This is a genomic window from Blautia sp. CAG:237, from assembly GCF_000436615.1.
Classification (GTDB): domain Bacteria; phylum Bacillota; class Clostridia; order Lachnospirales; family Lachnospiraceae; genus Blautia_A; species Blautia_A intestinihominis.
Genome location: NZ_FR886768.1, coordinates 1 through 18,045, shown reverse-complemented (window position 1 = coordinate 18,045; position 18,045 = coordinate 1). Strand labels below are relative to the sequence as shown.

The window sequence follows — 18,045 nt, the reverse complement described above, 5'->3', positions numbered from 1 at the left end:
CTTCCGTCCATATCATCACAGGACATAGAAGAGCAGGTAAGGAATATGACATCGATTTTCAGGCACTGGTCAACACAAAGGGAACACTCGTATTCCTGATGGGGATCGCTGCTCTGAATGATATCTGTCAGGGACTTCTGAATGCAGGAATGGACCCGGAGATGCCGGCGGCCGTACTGCAGAAGGGAACAACTTCCGACCAGAAAAGAGTCGTTGCCACAGTTGCAACACTCAAAGAAGAAGTAGAGCGTCAGGGTATCGAGACTCCGGCGATCATCGTAGTTGGTAAAGTCTGCCGTCTTTCTGAGGAATTTGGCTGGTATGAGAGACTTCCGCTCGCAGACTGGAAAGTCCTTGTGACACGTCCGAAGGGCAGAAGCTCCCGCACAGCAGATGAACTTCGAAGAAAAGGTGCAGAAGTCCTGGAACTTCCGTCCATCCGTACCGTGGCACTGGAAGACCAGAGCGCACTTTATCAGGCACTTGATGAGATCAGCGAGTATCAGTGGCTGGGATTTACTAGTCCGACAGGGGCAGAGATTTTCTTTGAAGAAATGTTCTCCATGAAAAAAGACATCCGTTGTCTTTCTTCATTGAAGGTGGCAGCGATCGGACAGGGAACAGCCAAAGTTCTGGAGCAGAGAGGCATTCTGGCGGATCTGATCCCGGAAATTTACGATGGAGACTCCCTGGGAGAAGCACTGGCACAGACCCTGCATGGCGGCGAAAAGATCCTGATCCCGCGTGCCTCAAAGGGAAATGCAAATCTGGTCAGGATCCTTGAAGAACACGGTGCCAGGGTGGACGATGTACCGACCTATGATACCATCTATGACAAAAATCCTCTGATCGATGTAGCAGCAGAGATCACGAGGGGCGGTATCGACTGCGTGGTATTTACCAGCGCATCTACCGTCAAAGGTTTTGTAGAAAGCACAGGACTTTCTGATTATTCAAATGTGACAGCAGCATGTATCGGCAAACAGACAAAAGCAGCAGCAGACAGCTATGGAATGAAAACATATATGGCATCCAAAGCTACGATCGACGATTTGACGACACTTGTTGAACAGATAAAAACAAATAAGGAGTGACAATAATGGATCTGATTCAAAGACCAAGAAGACTGCGTGGCAGTGAGACTCTGCGCAAAATGGTAAGAGAAACAAGAATTGACAAATCTTCTATCATCTACCCTCTGTTTGTAAGAGAAGGACAGGGGATCGAGGAGGAGATCCCGTCTATGGAAGGACAGTTCCGCTACAGTGTGGACCGTCTCCCGTATGAACTGGAACGTCTGACGAAAGCCGGAGTCAGCAACATCATGCTGTTCGGTATTCCGGATCATAAGGATGAAGTCGGAAGCGGCGCTTACGACGAAAACGGAATCGTACAGAGAGCACTCCGTGAGGCAAAAAAACAGTTCCCGGATCTCTACTATATTACAGACGTATGCATGTGTGAGTACACTTCCCACGGACACTGCGGTGTTCTATGCGGTCATGAAGTAGAAAACGATGCAACTCTGGAACTGCTTGCAAAGACAGCTCTTTCTCATGTTGAGGCAGGTGCGGATATGGTAGCACCTTCTGATATGATGGACGGACGTGTGCGTGCGATCCGTGAATGTCTGGACAAAGCAGGACACAAGGAAGCACCGATCATGTCCTATGCAGTAAAATATGCATCTGCTTTCTACGGACCATTCCGTGATGCAGCTGGTTCCGCTCCGGCATTTGGTGACCGCAAGAGCTATCAGATGGATTACCACAACCGCCGTGAAGGAATGAAAGAAGCCCTGACAGATATCGAGGAAGGCGCAGACATCATCATGATCAAACCTGCAATGTCTTACCTTGACATGGTATCAGAAGTTTATAAGGCAACCAATGTTCCGATCGCAGCTTACAGCGTCAGCGGTGAATATGCAATGGTCAAAGCAGCAGCCAAGATGGGCTGGATCGATGAGGACAAGATTGTGTGCGAGATGGCAGCAAGTGCTTACCGTGCAGGTGTTTCTATTTATCTGACCTACTATGCAAAAGAACTTGCCCGTTTTATCGATGAAGGGAGAATTGGATAATGGGAAGATCAGAAGACTTATTTGAGCGTGCAGTCAAAAGAATCCCGGGCGGCGTCAACAGCCCGGTAAGGGCTTATGGTGCGATCGGAATGGCTCCGCGTTTTATCGAGCGTGCAGATGGCTGCTATATTTATGACGTGGATGGAAACAAATACATCGACTACATAGATTCCTGGGGACCGATGATCCTCGGCCACAACTTCCCGGCAGTCCGTGAGAGCGTGCTCAAAGCCTGCGAAAACGGGTTAAGCTTCGGCTGTGCGACAGAGATCGAGGTCGAGATGGCAGAATTTATCTGCGAGCATATCCCGCATGTGGAGATGGTTCGTATGGTCAATTCCGGTACAGAGGCCGTTATGAGTGCAATCCGTGCCGCAAGAGGTTTTACAGGAAAAGACAAGATCATCAAATTTGCAGGATGCTATCACGGACACAGTGATGCACTTCTTGTAAGTGCAGGTTCCGGCGTGATGACCAGCGGAGTTCCGGACAGTGCCGGTGTTCCGAAGGGATGCACCCAGGACACCATGACAGCAGTTTACAATGATCTGGACAGCGTCAGAGCACTTCTCGAGGAAGCTCCGGATCAGGTTGCGGCCGTGATCGTAGAGGCGGTTGGAGCAAACATGGGCGTTGTCCCGCCGAAGAAAGGATTCCTTGAGGGACTTCGTACTCTGTGCGACCAGTATGGAACACTTCTTATCTTTGATGAGGTCATCACAGGATTCCGTCTTGCATTTGGCGGGGCAGCAGAATATTTTGGCGTAAAACCGGATATGGTTACTTATGGCAAGATCATCGGTGCAGGAATGCCGGTCGGTGCTTACGGCGGAAGAAAAGAGATCATGCAGATGGTTTCCCCGGCCGGTCCGGTTTACCAGGCAGGTACCTTAAGTGGAAACCCGATCGCCATGGCAGCAGGACTGACACAGCTCAAATATCTTTATGAACATCAGGAAGTTTATAAGGATCTGGAAGCAAAAGGTCAGAAACTCTATGGAAGCATGGAAGAGATCCTCAAGGAAACAGGAAGCCCGTACCAGGTAAACCATGTTTCTTCTCTGGGAAGCATCTTCTTTGCGACAGAGGAAGTAAGGGATTACACTTCTGCAAAAGCTTCCGACACAAAGAAATTCGCAGAGTATTTCCTGCACATGCTGAAAAATGGAATCCACCTCGCACCGTCACAGTTCGAGGCAATGTTCCTTTCCACAGCACACAGTGATGCCGTGATTGAGGAAACTCTGGACAAAGTCAGAGGCTTTTTTACAAAATAAAAACTGAATAAGGATTAGGATCTGTCCGCAGGAACTCATTTTATTTATTTTTGGGAGGGCACTTATGTTTCGGATCGCAGTATGCAGCAGTCAGACGAACGATAAGAACGAAACCAGCAGGACCATACAGAAATGGATAAAACGAAATATCACAGCAGATGCAGAGCTCTGCCAGGTGGAAAGTGTAGAAGAACTTCAGAACATCATGGAAACACAGCCGGATAAGTATAACTTTTGCATTATGGATATGCCTGCCCTTAAGAGTGCTTTTGAGGCGCAGACAGAGCAGAAGAAGCATCCATTACTGATCCATGGGACAGATTCGATCCGACATATTTTTGTGGAAGATATCATGTATGCAGAGAATTCCCTGCGGCGCATCATTTACACGCTGTACAACCGGCAGAAGATCATCAGTGTCCGGCGGGCGGGAAGTTTCGAGAGCGCAGTCGGGGAAATTGCAAAGGTACAGGCTTTTATGCAGCCGCACAAGTCTTTTTTTGTCCAGCTCCGGTACATTTCCGAACTGGGGACAGATCATATCCTGATGGCAGACGGCAAGAAGATCCCGGTAGCACAGAGCCGCCTGGTCACGGTACAGAGCAGGTATCTGCGTTATCTCACACAAAGAACGAAAGCATGAATAAAAACTCCACAGACTGTTTGATAAAAACGGTCTGCGGAGTTTTTTTATATGCATATCGTGGTCTGCGCAGAAACAAGGCGCAGTGCGCAGAATCAAAGAACAAGAAGTGTATAAAATCTGCTATGATAACACTACAGAAGAAAAAGAGATGCGTGACCGCTTCTTCAGAGTACCTGAATATTTTTTTGGAAAATGCCTGATGAGTTTTTCGGCAGTTCTTTGAAAATCAAACAGCAAAGGAAGGAGAGGTGGCGTTGAACGGTAAAAAAAGAATCACAAAGATACTTGCCATGATAATCTGCCTGATCTTCTGCACCAACCAGGTCGCAGTTTATGGGGCGGAACTTGTTTCGTTTTCCGATGGGGTGGAAGAGCAGGGAGAGATATCATCTGCAGGCATAGAAGAAATGGATTCTTCAGAGACAGAAGAGGAGGTATCAGCTGACAACAGTCCGGGTGATTCAGAAGGGACGGAGATTTCGGAGGAAGATTTTTTAGATAACAGCACAGAAGAAAATCCACAGGAAATGCAGGGCGATGGATCTGAAGGTACTGCGGATGCTGCGATTGAAGATGATCTGCAGGACAGTACAGAAGATGTGCAGGAAGAAGTTTCCGATGCGTCAGAAGAACTGTTTCTCTCGGAAGAAACGCAGGATGTTTTTTCGGCAGGAGCTGACAATATCCCAGTCTATTCATCCGAGATCAGCCAGGATATCTACTGGCAGGACAACAACGAAGGCGCACAGGCGGGACGTCTGAGTGCAGACGAGTATGCAGCGTGGTTTTATCAGTACGGCAAGGTGGAGGTGACATATCAGGATTCTGACAAGACACAGAAAACACAGATCATGAAGGTGAGTGAACTTCTGGTGAATGGTCAGAGCGGGATCACGATGGAAGATCTTGAGGGAACCGGACATTATGTGATGCATTTTGCACAAGATTCACTGAAAGGAAGTCTTTCCGTTACAGGAAGCGATGGCCAACTATTTAATGCGACGATTCAGACGATCACACTTCTCCCGCCGGATCCGGAGACAGACAGAGACTATCCACAGGATGATAAGCTGGCACAGAATTATAAGTTTCTGAATGTTCCGGACGAGAAAGTGAGGGAGGAATACACCTCTAATAAAAATATCGGGTTTGGATGGTATTACATCAAAAAGATGGATGTTACTACACATGTGGAGATCCGCTGTGGCGATATGAGCTGTGGCAGTGATCTGACAGATGCAGTACAAAAGGAACTGTATCTTCAGTATCAGAAAAAGAATCAGGATGTGAACACCATTTCCAGTTCGCTGGAACAGACTCGAAATGCACAGGTAAAAGAACAGAAAGACGGAAGCAAAGTTGTTTCCATGGACATCACAGTTTCCGGACTGCCGCAGTATCGTATTGACGGCACGGAGATCCTCTATGATATCCGGGAAGGTGATTCGCAGGATTATCGCCTGAACAGCTATGATCCGGGGGAGGGAGATTATTTTAGCATTGATTACAACAACACAGATCTCTCCAATCATGGCACAGATACTACAGCGGTTTATAATGGTGGAACGATCATCCTGACGCGGCGCGGCACGGCTTCCTATCAGGCAGAGAAAGAATGGAAGGATGCGGAGGACTGCACAGAGCGGCCGGAAGTATCTTTTACCCTGTGGCGTTACAGCAAGCGGGGGGATGCGAGTTACCGGAAGGCATCTCAGGTGAAAAACAAAGAAGGGGATACGCTGAAATATGTGATCCCTGCAAACAGCACTGAAGACAGCCAGAAGATCACGTTCGAATATTTGGCGAATCCCGGAGCAGGAAGTGTATGCCTGACAGAGCAGGAAGCCCTGCCGAAATATGATCCCGAAGGATACCCCTATGTGTATTTCACACGAGAACGCATGGAGAATAATGGAAAGTATGAGCAGGTTCTCGGGAAGATTACTTACAAAAAGAATGGAGACTTTGCGATAAAGGATACTCTTCCAGATGGAGTTACCCGTGAAAGCACAGACAAAAGCATCTACAACGACGGCACGGTCAGCAACGTTCTCACCGGAACGGTAACGGCTGATTACACTAAAACCTGGCGTGCTCTTGCCTGGCAGGGTGAGCTTACGGATGTGCGGGTAGAATTTGCGCTGCAGGCCAAACATGTTGAAAGTTATGGAACAGATGATGACCAGTGGTACACAGTACAGGAAAACGGTGCAGATGTGACACAGAGCCTGTCTGGATTCGACGAGGAAATGACCTCCATGTCCGGGAGCAGAAGCATGCCGAAATATGACAAACTTGGACATGAACTGGAATACCGATGGATAGAGATTGGAGTATATCAGGGAAATGATACCACGAATCTGCTTAAGAAAGATGCAGATTCCGGGAATGCTTCGTTTGTCCTGACGCAGAAAAACAAAAAAGTTTCTTATACTTCTTCTGTGGAAAGTGTGCTTAAGGAAGACGGAAGTTATCATTCCGAGATCGTCAACCAGATAGAGCGAAAGGTAAATTACAAAGTTGTCAAAAAATGGCAGGAGGCCGAAGGCAATGAGACAGAAGCACCGGAAGATGCGAAGATCACACTGGCACTGCTTCGGCAGGATTCCACCAATCAGGTAAAAGAACTTGGCACACTGACTCTGGATGGAGAGAAGGACAGTGTGGAAACACAGATCCAGGATGAAGAAGGGAATGTGATCCGTGCGGCAGAGACAGAAAGCTGGCAGGGGGAATTTCTTGATCTTCCTCTCTATGATAAGGACGGACGCTGGCACGATTACCTTGTAGTGGAAAAGGACACAGATGCTTATCGTGTCATCTACGGCGAGGTTCAGTTTGATGAAGAAACTTTAACTTATTACAGGGAGATCATCAACCGTCCAGGTGCTGGGAATTTTCAGTTTATCAATGTCCGGAAGGAATGGATCGACGACAGCGACGCGGAGCATCGTGGTGACGTGACATTTACGATCTATCAGCGAATCGGAGAAAATGAGTTTCAGGAAATCCAGACAGTGACGCTTAAGGCACTGGATTTCTGGCAGAAACAGGTGGAGATCCCAACGGATCTTGATCTGAAAAATATCCTGGTGTTGGAAACGTCTGTTTCACATACCGGCAACAACGGAGAAGCAAAAGTCCCCTGTGATCTGTCATCCAACACTGCCAGAGACTATAGCGGTGAAGAAATGGAACAGATCTGGAAACGCTATCAGGACAGTTCTTCCGCGCAAAATCCGGCGATTTATTATCATTCGGATGAACACTGGTATCGTGTCATGTTCCAGACGAAAAACATCGAGGGGATTTCCTATTATACCATCACAAACCAGAGACTTGGAAGAATCCTTCTGGATGTGACAAAAGAATGGATCGATGGTGACGGAACCAGAAGGACCGAACTGCGAGAAGCTCTTAAGACGCAGGGGCTTGGTCTTTATGCGAAGCTGATCTGTGACCAGGCAGGTGTGATAGATTATCAGAAAGGGACGATCAACACCGGAACAGGTGAGCACGCTCCTGTTGATGCAGATGGAAAAACAGTTTCCATGTATCAGGAGATCAGCATTGACACGGCGGTAAAAAATCAGAAATTTTATTTCTATGATCTTCCAAAATACGATGAGAACGGATCTGTCGTTCACTATTCCGTGAAAGAAGTCTATGCAAAAAAGACTCCTGACGGCAGTTATCAGGAACTTTCCCTGAATGAATTAAAACAGACCGGGATCACAACAGAATACACTTCCCTTACTTCCAGTAAGTATCAGGTAGGAGATTCCCACACAAAAGACCAGCAGCATTTTTATCTGAGAAACAAACTCAGCGGAACGAAGAAGATCGTCTTCCACAAGCAGTGGAAGGATCATTATCGTTTCGAAAAAGGCGACCGCCCTGACATTTATCTGAATCTTTACCGTCAGGTGCATGAAGCAGATGGAAGCGTGAAACTGGAGCTGTTTTACAAAGATCATCTCTGGCGGCCGACAGAAGAAGGAGACAGCCATTATGACTGGACTGTCGATTTTGACAATCTGCCGAAGTATGATGAGTATGGATATGAAATTTTGTATTATGCGCAGGAAAAAATGCATGTCAACGCCGAGCTTTTTGATTACACAACGGTGGAATATCTTGATCCGGAAAAAAATCTGATCGGAAATGAGGAGGGATTTTTGGAAGAAGTGACGGAGGACACCCGTCTGGCGCAGCTGTCTGATGGAAGCTGGATTCTTGGTGAGAACGGAACTTTTGTCAATTGCTTGAAGGAAGATATTCGAATCGAAGGCAAAAAGATCTGGGGAAATGTCCCGAGAGGTTTTGACAAAGCGGTACTTCCAAAAGCAACCTTTACCATTTACCAGAAACTGGAAGAAGAAAAGGGAGAAGGCAGCGAATGAGCATCCGTTACGATCAAAGACTGGTCGAAACAGTATGTCAATGCAGCATACCGTTTTCTTCTGGAATATATGGGTGAAAACCGTAACCGGATCGATACAGATGCAGATGGCAGACAGAAACTGACTGCCGAAAGTGCAGATGGAACAGATCAGAAACTTCCTCTTTATGATAAGGATGGAAGACGATATTCCTATACAGTCAAAGAAACCATGGAGGGGATACCGAAAGACCGGGAAGGAAAGGTGTTTTTACAGCCGGAGATCCATAACTTTATGGTAGAGAATTTTTATGAAAGTGAGAAAGGAAATCTCACCGTTAAGAAAATTCTGGAGGCAGAAAAGACAGAAGAAGAAAAATATCCTTCTGTAACCTATGTTCTGACCCGTTATTATATGGGAAAAGACGAGAATGGAAAAGATGTACTGAAGCGGGATATATCCTTCAAAAAGATGTTAACGCTTGATTATAATGAGTTTTCTCCTGTTGGAAAAGATATAGGATTGGCATCCGCAGAAGGAACGTTTGAGAATCTGGAAATTTATGCACCAAGTGGCGAGAAATTTCAGTACAGAATTGAAGAGAAAAAAATATCAGAAACTTATGACAGTTACAGTCTTGCCTTTGCAAAGCCGGGAAACCGTGACAAAGCTGGCAGACTGATCCGGGGACAGACCGGAGATCAGCTACAGGGAGAAGAAAATCCACAGGAATATAGGGTAGAGAATCTGTATGCTTCGGATGATGAAGAAAAAATTCCAGATGCGACGTTTAAGAATGTTCTCAGCGATGACAGAATTGTGATCGAAGGAACCAAAAAATGGGATGACAACAATAACCTTTTTGCTTTCCGTCCGTCTGTGGATGAATTAAACAGTCAGGGACTTATTTCATTTGAAGTGATTCGTTATGCAGAGGCACAGCCGGGAATGAGAAATGCCATCGGAAGTGCACTATATCCATTAAAAGTTGTTGATGAACAGGGACATAAACCATATCAGATTGTCTGGGAAAAAGTGAAAGGAAAAAACGACAGATATCTGTTTCAGATTACAGGAACAGATGGAGAACTGGAAAAGTATGCACCAAATGGAATGCCATGGAAATATGGCATTCGTGAAATATATGCAAGGGACAAAGAAGATGGACTTCCGGGTTATCGCGACAATACGAGAGATTACTGGTGTTATTTTTATGGAAAAAAACATTTGCTGAAAGAAGATAAAACTTATGAAGCAGAGGTAGCAGAGACAACCGTTACCAATCATGTCCGGGTAGTGACTGCACGGATTGAAAAGAGATGGCGTACACTGGATGTGAAGCATAAAGATGCAGAGAATGCAGACCAGGTATTTTCTGAAAGACCTGAAAATATCACAGACAAATCAGATATCCGGGAATCTACGGGAGCAGATTATCTGGGATATTACCTGTCATTGCAGTTTGTATTGCAGGGAAGAGTAAAAGCCTGCTATAACGCGCAGGGAGAAAATGTTGCGCTGGAAGAACCTTCTTCCTGGATGGGACTGAAAGAATTATTTAAAGGAAGCAGGAAAGAAAAAGGCTTTGCACAGACACGACCGCTTCAGGAAATTCTGAAAGATCTGGTACAGGAGGATGCATCTGTTACAGTATCTGAAAATGGCGTGAATGTTATTTTGCAGGGGTATATGAAAGATAATACATGCTGGATGCATAAGCTGCAATATCTTCCGAAATATGCAAAAGGTGGAGCTTACAATAAAGAAGGCTGTTATTATGAACTGGAATACAGGCTATGTGAAGAAAACATTTCTTTCAGGCAGTCGAAGGATGCGGAAATCTTATTTAAAGTGGATTTAAGTAAGGCATCACTTTCAGAAACACCAGATGGCATCTTGAATGAGATCATCAGCCGCGGAACAGGAAAATTTGATCCATTTTTTGTGATGGGATTTTTTAGAGGAACTTCCGGTACGGATTATTCCTATGGAAATCACGAATCAGACAGTTTATCTGTCTGGGCAAATGCATTTCCGGTTACGAGACTGAAAGTGAGTAAGGTATGGAATGATACCAGTAACGTGTATGGTACCAGGGTATTAGACAAAAATGGAAACTGGACGGTGAGCTTTGCAGTACAGAGGCGGGCAGTTAAACTGGAAGCTGGATCAACCTGGAAATCTCCCTGGCAGAATCTGTCTTCCACGGATAAAACAGGAAACAAAACAGAAGTCAGAATCACTTTGAGCGGCGAAGACAATGTAGAGGCAGAGGACATCAATGAGAAATCAACAGAACTTGGAGGGCTTCCTGTCTATGGTATTGAGAGTATTGACGGAACATATCAGGTGGTTCGATATGAATACCGTGCAAGAGAACTTAATACAGATGGAACAATGATTACTGAGCCAGAGGGAGAAACTTCTGTAAATCATGCGTATTCTGGATCTTTTTCAGGTGGGATTTATGATGTGGATTATCAGGATGGAAAGAAAAAGAATAATGAGACAGATGGTGACTGGAGATATCGTTATATAACTACAGTTACAAATTCTTTTGATCCGACCGTGCGCTATGCAGAGAAAAAATGGGATTTGTCCCAAATTCCAGAAAAATTCCGAGATGAATGGAATTGTCCGGAAATCACGTTGGAAATTCAGTATCAGAAAGCAGATGGAAGTTATCAGTCTTTCAGCAAGAGGGCAATTGTGGTGCTGAATGGAGAAAAAGATAGTGGAGTAACACAGGATACTTCGAAGGATGGACTGCTTCCGGCATATGGAGAATACGATTCCTGGAAAGCCATCTGGAAGGGGCTCCCGGAATATATTCCGGGATCTGCCACGATAAAAAAGGATGGAAAGGATGTCACTGTCTATCACGTCAGAGAAAATCATGGCGGATACTATCAGGAGGAAGAGAAAAATACAGCAGAAGGCAAAGAAAGAAACGGTGAAACGGAAAAGACGGCGTTTTGCTTTGTTAATACGCCTACAGAGATTCAGGCATCCAAAACTGTAGATCTTGGTGAAACAAAGAAGTTTAACCTAAATGACCGTATCTTCGGGTTTACACTTACGAATAATGGAAAAGTTCAGGGAACTTATCACGCAGTGATTGCTATGGAAACGGAGAAAGAAAATGGAACAGCAGTAGTAACAAAAGAGCAGAAAGATATTACTGTTGGCAGGGAATTTTACCTCAAAAACAACCAGACCATAACCATCTATGGACTGCCAATCTACAGGAATAACGATGGAAAAAACAAGATCACATATTATATAGAAGAAACAGATTCTTCAGGAAAGAAAAAAGAAGATGGAAAGGATTCAGGATATGTACCGGGATTCCGTACCGAAATTGAAGCAGAAAATACAAACCTTTCTAACTCCGTCAGTGGAAAAAGTGGCGGAGCACAATTTGCAGATACAAAAGAAACACATCCATCATTTGCATTCAGAAATATTCTGGAAGGCAGCATTGAAATCATCAAAACAGACGGTACCGGCAAAGCACTTCAAAATGTAGAATTTTTGCTGCAGTACAGAAAAGATGATGGAAAAACAGACGAAGACAGTGAAGCGGAATACCGGAATCTGGATGCAACTGTGTGCAGTAACAGAAATCTGGTGCGAAACAACGGTATTGCAAAAACAGATAAAAATGGCCGAATTACATTCCGGGGTCTGAAACTGGGTTACAAATATCGCCTGACCGAGATCAGGCCACTTGCAGGAACCCAGGGACTTGAAAATTCGATTACGGATATAGAACTTCCAATGCTTCTGAAAACGAAATCTGGAAACGAAATCAAACCAGTAGCAGAAACTCAGGGCAGGTTTGTCTATGTAAAACTGAAATATAAGATTTCAAATAATACATTCACAATGCCGATGACCAGCGGAAACGGTTTCTTCTGGCCAGGTATTCTGGGACTTATTGCTACAGGTATCGGAGGTGCGTTCTGGATCAGCAGTGGAAGCAGAAATAGAAACAGCAAAAAGAAGGGAGAGTATGCAGAATGAAAAAAGGAATTCTGAAATTTTTGGCTGGTACGGCGGCCATCGCTACGTTGATAGGAGGAGCACCGCTTTCTGTGCAGGCAGCAGCGACAGATACACCAAAGGCGACACTAGTGACAGATAAATATTATAAAACATTGCTTGGAGAGGAGGATGAAGAATCGGAAGCTCCATCTCTGACACTTAAAAAATACAAAAATGGAAGTGAAAGTAAGGACCCTATTGATGGAGTAGAGTTCAGATATGCAAAAGTCGGTGATCTCTATCAGATCGTAGATGGAAATAAAATTTCCATGGCGTATGGTGTGGAAGCTGTGTTTGCAGCTGCGTTTAAAATCACTGCAGCAGCGGATTATCACATAACTGAAAATGGCGATATGTACTATTACAAAGATATTAACGAAATTAATACACAATATTTGCAGAGTATTAATTTACAGACAGAGACTTCATTGAAAGAATATATAGGAGGAACTGCTTTTACTTCTGTAACAACAGGCTGTGATGGAAATGCCAGTGGCACAGCTAAGATCGAAAATGCGGACTATGGTCTGTATGCTGTAGTAGAGTGGAGCTCTGCAAATGCGAGTATTAATGGAGAAAAGGTATCCCTGACGAATATTCAGAGTCCTTTCCTCATTGCACTGCCTACGTATGTCACTACAAATGAGGGAGAAGCTTACTGGGAAAAAAATGTAACAGCAGAGGTCAAAAACAGCACCGACGAACCGGAAACAGAAAAGAAGATTGTGACAGCAAACGAAGATAAGACAGATGGAAGTGAAAGTGTAGACGATACAGACATTACTTCCATTGGAGACACTGTTCATTTCCGTCTGAAAGGAACAGTTCCGAATATTCCAACCGTAGCCAATGGAAATAAGGAACAGTTCAAAAAATATATTCTTGTGGATAACCTGAGCAAAGGTCTGACACCGGAAACAGAGGAAGATGGAATTCAGTTAAAAAATGTAATTGTACGTACAACAAATAATAATTATTCACTGGAGAACACCGATGAGGTACAGTATTATACTACAAAAGTCGAAAATTATACCGGAACAGAACCGGAATATATAGGTGGCAAGACAATTGCTGTTACCCTGACAGAAGAAGGCCTTAAAAGGATCAGTAACTGGGCAGCAGCTGATGCAGAAGAAACAACAAAGGAAATCTATTTCTATTACACGGCAGTAGTAAATGAAAATGTAAAGATCGGACCAGATACTCAGATCAGCGGACCGGCAGGAAACCCGAATGAAGTAAAACTCCAGTATAAGATCGGCAGCAGTGCAGACATGGAAACGGATTGGGATAAAGTTACAGAGTATACATTTGGAATCAAAGCAGATAAACAACTGGCAGGAAGTGCAGCAGCGGTAACAGATTCCAATAAAAACGCGATCACGTTCGTTCTTTATTCCACAAAAGATGGAAAGGCAGAAACAACAGGCAGAACCTATTATGAGATGAAAAAAGTAAGTGATGGTGTTTACCATGTAACTTCCAAAACAGAAACCAGTGCAGAAAACAATACAAAAATACATCCGGCAGCAGGCGGTGCACTGAATATCAAAGGTCTTGAAGAAGGAACATATTTCCTTGAAGAGCTTAGTACCGTTTCAGGCTATAATCTCCTCAAGGCACCGGTTAAGATTAAGATTACAGCAAAAACAGGAAACAATACCTATGTATTGGATGGAAAAGAAGAGAATAACAATCAGTATATTGGAACAATCAGCCAGGATGGCAACACAGACGGTATCTTCAAAGTAACGATCAATAATATCAAAGGCTTCGAACTTCCATCTACCGGCGGCAGCGGTATCTGGTTCTTCGTTCTGGCAGGTGCGTTTGCCGTGGCAGCAGGATGTGGCTACTATTCTATGACCATCCGCAAAAACCGTGCAAAATAAATGAAGACTAGGAAAAAACGCCCGCTTCTGGTTCCAGGATTTCTGATCGGAACAGGGATACTTCTGATGGCATATCCTTTTGTCAGCAATTCTCTTTATGAGCACAGGCAGGAGGAAGTCATCTACGAATATCAGAAAGAAACCGACAAAATGGATACAACACAGATCCATCAAATGCTGAAAGAAGCAGAAGAATATAATGTAAAACTGAAAAACAGAGAAGCCGTTCTGACAGATCCTTTTGACCCGGATCTTGCTGTGGATGGAACAGAAGAAAAGCAGTATGAACATCTTCTGGATCTGGAAAGTGACGGGATCATGGGGTATATAGAGATCCCGGAGATCAATGTATTTTTGCCCGTGTACCACGGCACTTCACAGGAGGTGCTGCGAAAGGGTGTTGGGCATCTTGAGAACACTTCTCTGCCTGTAGGGGGAAAGGATACGCACTGTGTCCTTTCTGCCCATACAGGACTTTCTGACAAGAAACTGTTTACAGATCTGGTTCTTCTGAAAAAAGGAGATCTTTTTTATATACAGGTTCTGGACCGGCATCTTGCCTATGAGGTGGATCAGATCCGGGTCATCAGGCCTGAGGATACGTCACTTCTTCGGATCATTCCGGAAAAAGATCTGGTAACGCTGGTAACCTGTACACCCTATGGCATCAACAGCCATCGGCTCCTGGTAAGAGGACATCGTGTCACAGAACAGAAGAATCCGCAGAAAGCAGCCAGGAAAAAGCAGACGGCAAGTCCGTGGATGCGGCAGTATGTGCTTTCGATCCTGATCGGCATGGCATTTCTGATGGTCTTTCTGACAGGGCTGTTTCTGTACAGAAGGAGGAAGACGTGAAAAGACAGAGACTGATTTTTTTCCTGTTTCTTCTGGTGGGGATGGGATTTTTGAACTATCCGTTTGTCAGTCAGTGGGTAAATCAGAGAAACCAGAGCAAAGTCATCTATGAATATGAAAAAAAGGCAGAGAAACTGTCGGACACCGGGAAGCAAAAACTTCTGGGCGAAGCCAGAAACTATAATTCAAAACTTCGCGCAGGCAGAGTACTTCCGGGTGACAGTTTTGGAGGTGGCGCAGAAGAAACTTCTGCATACAGAGAATATCAGAAACTTCTGGATGTCTCCGGAGACGAGATCCTGTGTTATCTGGAAATTCCGTCGATCGAGGTCTTTCTGCCGGTTTTTCATGGAACTTCGGAGCATGTTCTGGAACAGGGGGCGGGACATCTGTTTGGTTCTTCACTTCCTGTCGGGGGAGCGGGGACACATGCTGTGATCGCGGCACATACAGGAATCGCGACCAGGATGTTTTTTACAGATCTGGATCAGATGAAGACGGGAGATCTTTTTTTCCTGAATGTTCTGGGAGAAAAGCTGGCGTATCAGGTGGACCAGATCGTTACCGTGACACCGGACCGCACAGATCTTCTGCGGATCGAAGAGGGAAAGGATCAGGTGACACTGGTGACCTGTACTCCCTATGGGATCAACTCACACAGGCTTCTTGTAAGAGGAAAGAGGATTCCATACCGGGAAGCACAGAAACGTGCAGAACAGGCAAAAGAATCCGGATTTCTGATCTGGGGAAAAAGAGTTTTTGTACTTTCCATACTGTTTCTGGGAGCAGCAGGATTCTGGCTCCTTAAGCCATCAAAAAGGAAGGAGGAAAAAGGTTGAAAAGAAAAAATAAAAAGACAGCAGGCGTTTTTCTCCTTGCTGTGATCCTGATATTTGTAGTTTTTCCGGCTGTTTCTGTGGATGCGGCAGAGAGAAAGGGAAGCATCACGGTTCAGCTGAATGAGATCGGGACAGATCGGGAAGGCACTGCACTGGAATGTTTTTATGTGGCAGAGCAGAAGGAGAATGGCTGGCATCTGACAGAGGCGTTTGAAGGCTGTAAGGTAACTCCCTGGAATCTGTCAAGATCCACAGATTACAAAGAAGCGGCAGAAAAACTTTCTTCCTGGGTGACGGCGAAGAAACTTTCGGCAGAAACAAGGATGACAGACGCAGATGGAAAACTTGTTTTTGAAGATCTCAATGAAGGAATTTACCTCATCCGCCAGAAGAACGGGAAAAAAACCTACGGGGTGATCGCGCCGTTTCTTGTCTGTGTCCCAATGGAAGAAAATGGGGAGATCCTCTACGACATCCACACAAAGCCAAAGGGAGAAGAGATCCAAAAGATCACTCCCACACCGGTGATATCTGTTACACCATCGCCATCTGTAACATCCACAGCAGCATCGTCTTCTTCCGGAAATAATCCTTCTGTAAAAAGCAGCTCTTCAAGTGTGAAAACTGTAAAAACAGGAGATGACACGGCACTCTGGGTATTCTGGGCACTTTTGATCCTGGCAGCAGGTGGGACCGTCGGCATTCTGTATTACAGAAAAAAACATTGAGTGGAAAATAAAGTACATTAAGTATAAGATAAAATACATTTCCTCCTGAATGCTAACTTGTTCTTGGAATTGGATTGTGATATAATAAGGACACTTGAGGTTGCTGGAGTGAACAGTAACCACTTAAGTTCATGCAGAGCACTGTCTCTGCGTGGACGACGACAACGCGCGATTTTAGGAGGCAATATCATGGGGAATAAGAAATATGTAGCCTATGTGGGAACATATACCCACGGCAACAGTAAAGGTATTCAGGTTTACGATGTAGATGTTGAGAAAGGTACTCTGAAAGAACGGAGCGAAGTACAGGTCAGCAATGCATCTCATACGGCAATTTCCAAGAATGGCAAGTTTTTGTATTCCATCGAGGACGAAGGTGTGGCAGTGTTCAAACGTGACGAGAACGGTGACCTGACCCGCATTAACAGAGTCAGCATCGACGGAATGAGAGGATGTTTCCTGGCAACAGACGTGGACGGCAAATATCTGTATGTGGCAGGATACCATGACGGCAAGGTGACGGTTGTACATACACGCCGCGACGGAAGTCTCGGACGTATCATGGATGGTGTTTATCACAAGGGACTTGGAAGCGTTGCAGAGCGTAACTTCCGTCCACATGTAAACTGTGTACGTCCTACACCGGACAACAAATACCTGTGTGCAGTTGACAACGGCATCGATCAGGTCAAGATCTACTGCATCAACAAGAGACAGCATAAGCTGGAACTGGTCGACATCCTCCGCTGCCCGAGAGAGAGCGGTCCTAGGATCATCCGTTTCAGTGCAGACGGCAGATTTGCATATATCCTGTTTGAGCTGAGCAATGAGATCAAGGTTTACAGCTATGACGGAAGCGGCAGTACTCCTGAGTTTGAACTGCTCCAGAGTGTCAGCACACTCAGAAAGCCGAATGACGAGGATGCGATCCACAATGCGGCATCCGGACTTGCACTTGCACCGGACGGCAGGCATCTGTTCTGTACAACTGCCGGAGAGAATTCGGTTTCCATGTATGAGATTGACCATGAGACCGGACTTCTTGAGAAGAAGTTCAATCTTCCGATCAGTGGCGATTATCCGAAGGATCTGGTAATCTTCCCAGATAATAAGCACATCGCACTTGCGAACCATGCAAGCAACTCCATCACTACGTTTACTGTAGACTATGACAAGAATATTATCGTTATGAACGATAAACCCCATCATATTGAGACACCAAACTGCATCCATATCTGGCCGGTACCGGATGAGGTAGCAGGAGATGTACATACCGACGAAGACGAAGAAATAATG

Annotated in this window: 11 protein-coding genes; all 11 read left to right on the top strand. The window is 45.1% G+C overall.

Going from position 1 to position 18,045, the window contains the following annotated elements; genetic code table 11:
* The coding region (locus QZL69_RS12970; protein ID WP_291519719.1) for a uroporphyrinogen-III synthase at positions 1–1,094 on the top strand (1,094 nt) is incomplete at its 5' end.
* 5 nt (positions 1,095–1,099) lie between these two features.
* Positions 1,100–2,083 carry a porphobilinogen synthase gene (gene hemB, locus QZL69_RS12965; RefSeq protein WP_022215625.1) on the top strand — a complete coding sequence of 328 codons (984 nt, stop codon included), beginning with the start codon at positions 1,100–1,102 and terminating at the stop codon, positions 2,081–2,083.
* Complete coding sequence (gene hemL / locus QZL69_RS12960) at positions 2,083–3,360, top strand: glutamate-1-semialdehyde 2,1-aminomutase (RefSeq protein ID WP_022215624.1); 1,278 nt, start codon at positions 2,083–2,085, stop codon at positions 3,358–3,360. The genes hemB and hemL overlap by 1 nt, the downstream gene beginning before the upstream one ends.
* Positions 3,361–3,424: 64 nt before the next feature.
* Entirely contained in the window at positions 3,425–4,003 is a 579-nt protein-coding gene (locus QZL69_RS12955) for a LytTR family transcriptional regulator DNA-binding domain-containing protein (RefSeq protein WP_022215623.1), read from the top strand.
* 257 nt (positions 4,004–4,260) lie between these two features.
* Positions 4,261–8,409, top strand: a complete 4,149-nt coding sequence (locus tag QZL69_RS12950) for a Cna B-type domain-containing protein (protein WP_022215622.1) — start codon at positions 4,261–4,263, stop codon at positions 8,407–8,409.
* 69 nt (positions 8,410–8,478) lie between these two features.
* A complete protein-coding gene (locus tag QZL69_RS12945; RefSeq protein ID WP_022215621.1) occupies positions 8,479–12,414 on the top strand; it encodes a SpaA isopeptide-forming pilin-related protein in 3,936 nt (1,311 codons plus the stop codon).
* Positions 12,411–14,327 carry a SpaH/EbpB family LPXTG-anchored major pilin gene (locus QZL69_RS12940; RefSeq protein WP_022215620.1) on the top strand — a complete coding sequence of 639 codons (1,917 nt, stop codon included), beginning with the start codon at positions 12,411–12,413 and terminating at the stop codon, positions 14,325–14,327. The genes QZL69_RS12945 and QZL69_RS12940 overlap by 4 nt, the downstream gene beginning before the upstream one ends.
* On the top strand, positions 14,328–15,182 hold the full coding sequence (locus QZL69_RS12935) for a class C sortase (RefSeq protein ID WP_022215619.1): 855 nt from the start codon (positions 14,328–14,330) through the stop codon (positions 15,180–15,182).
* On the top strand, positions 15,179–16,021 hold the full coding sequence (locus tag QZL69_RS12930; protein WP_022215618.1) for a class C sortase: 843 nt from the start codon (positions 15,179–15,181) through the stop codon (positions 16,019–16,021). Before QZL69_RS12935 ends, QZL69_RS12930 begins: the two co-directional genes overlap by 4 nt.
* A complete protein-coding gene (locus QZL69_RS12925) occupies positions 16,018–16,749 on the top strand; it encodes a pilin N-terminal domain-containing protein (RefSeq protein WP_022215617.1) in 732 nt (243 codons plus the stop codon). Before QZL69_RS12930 ends, QZL69_RS12925 begins: the two co-directional genes overlap by 4 nt.
* A 189-nt stretch (positions 16,750–16,938) precedes the next feature.
* Positions 16,939–18,045 (top strand): lactonase family protein (locus QZL69_RS12920; protein WP_291519710.1); only part of this gene is annotated, 1,107 nt, incomplete at its 3' end.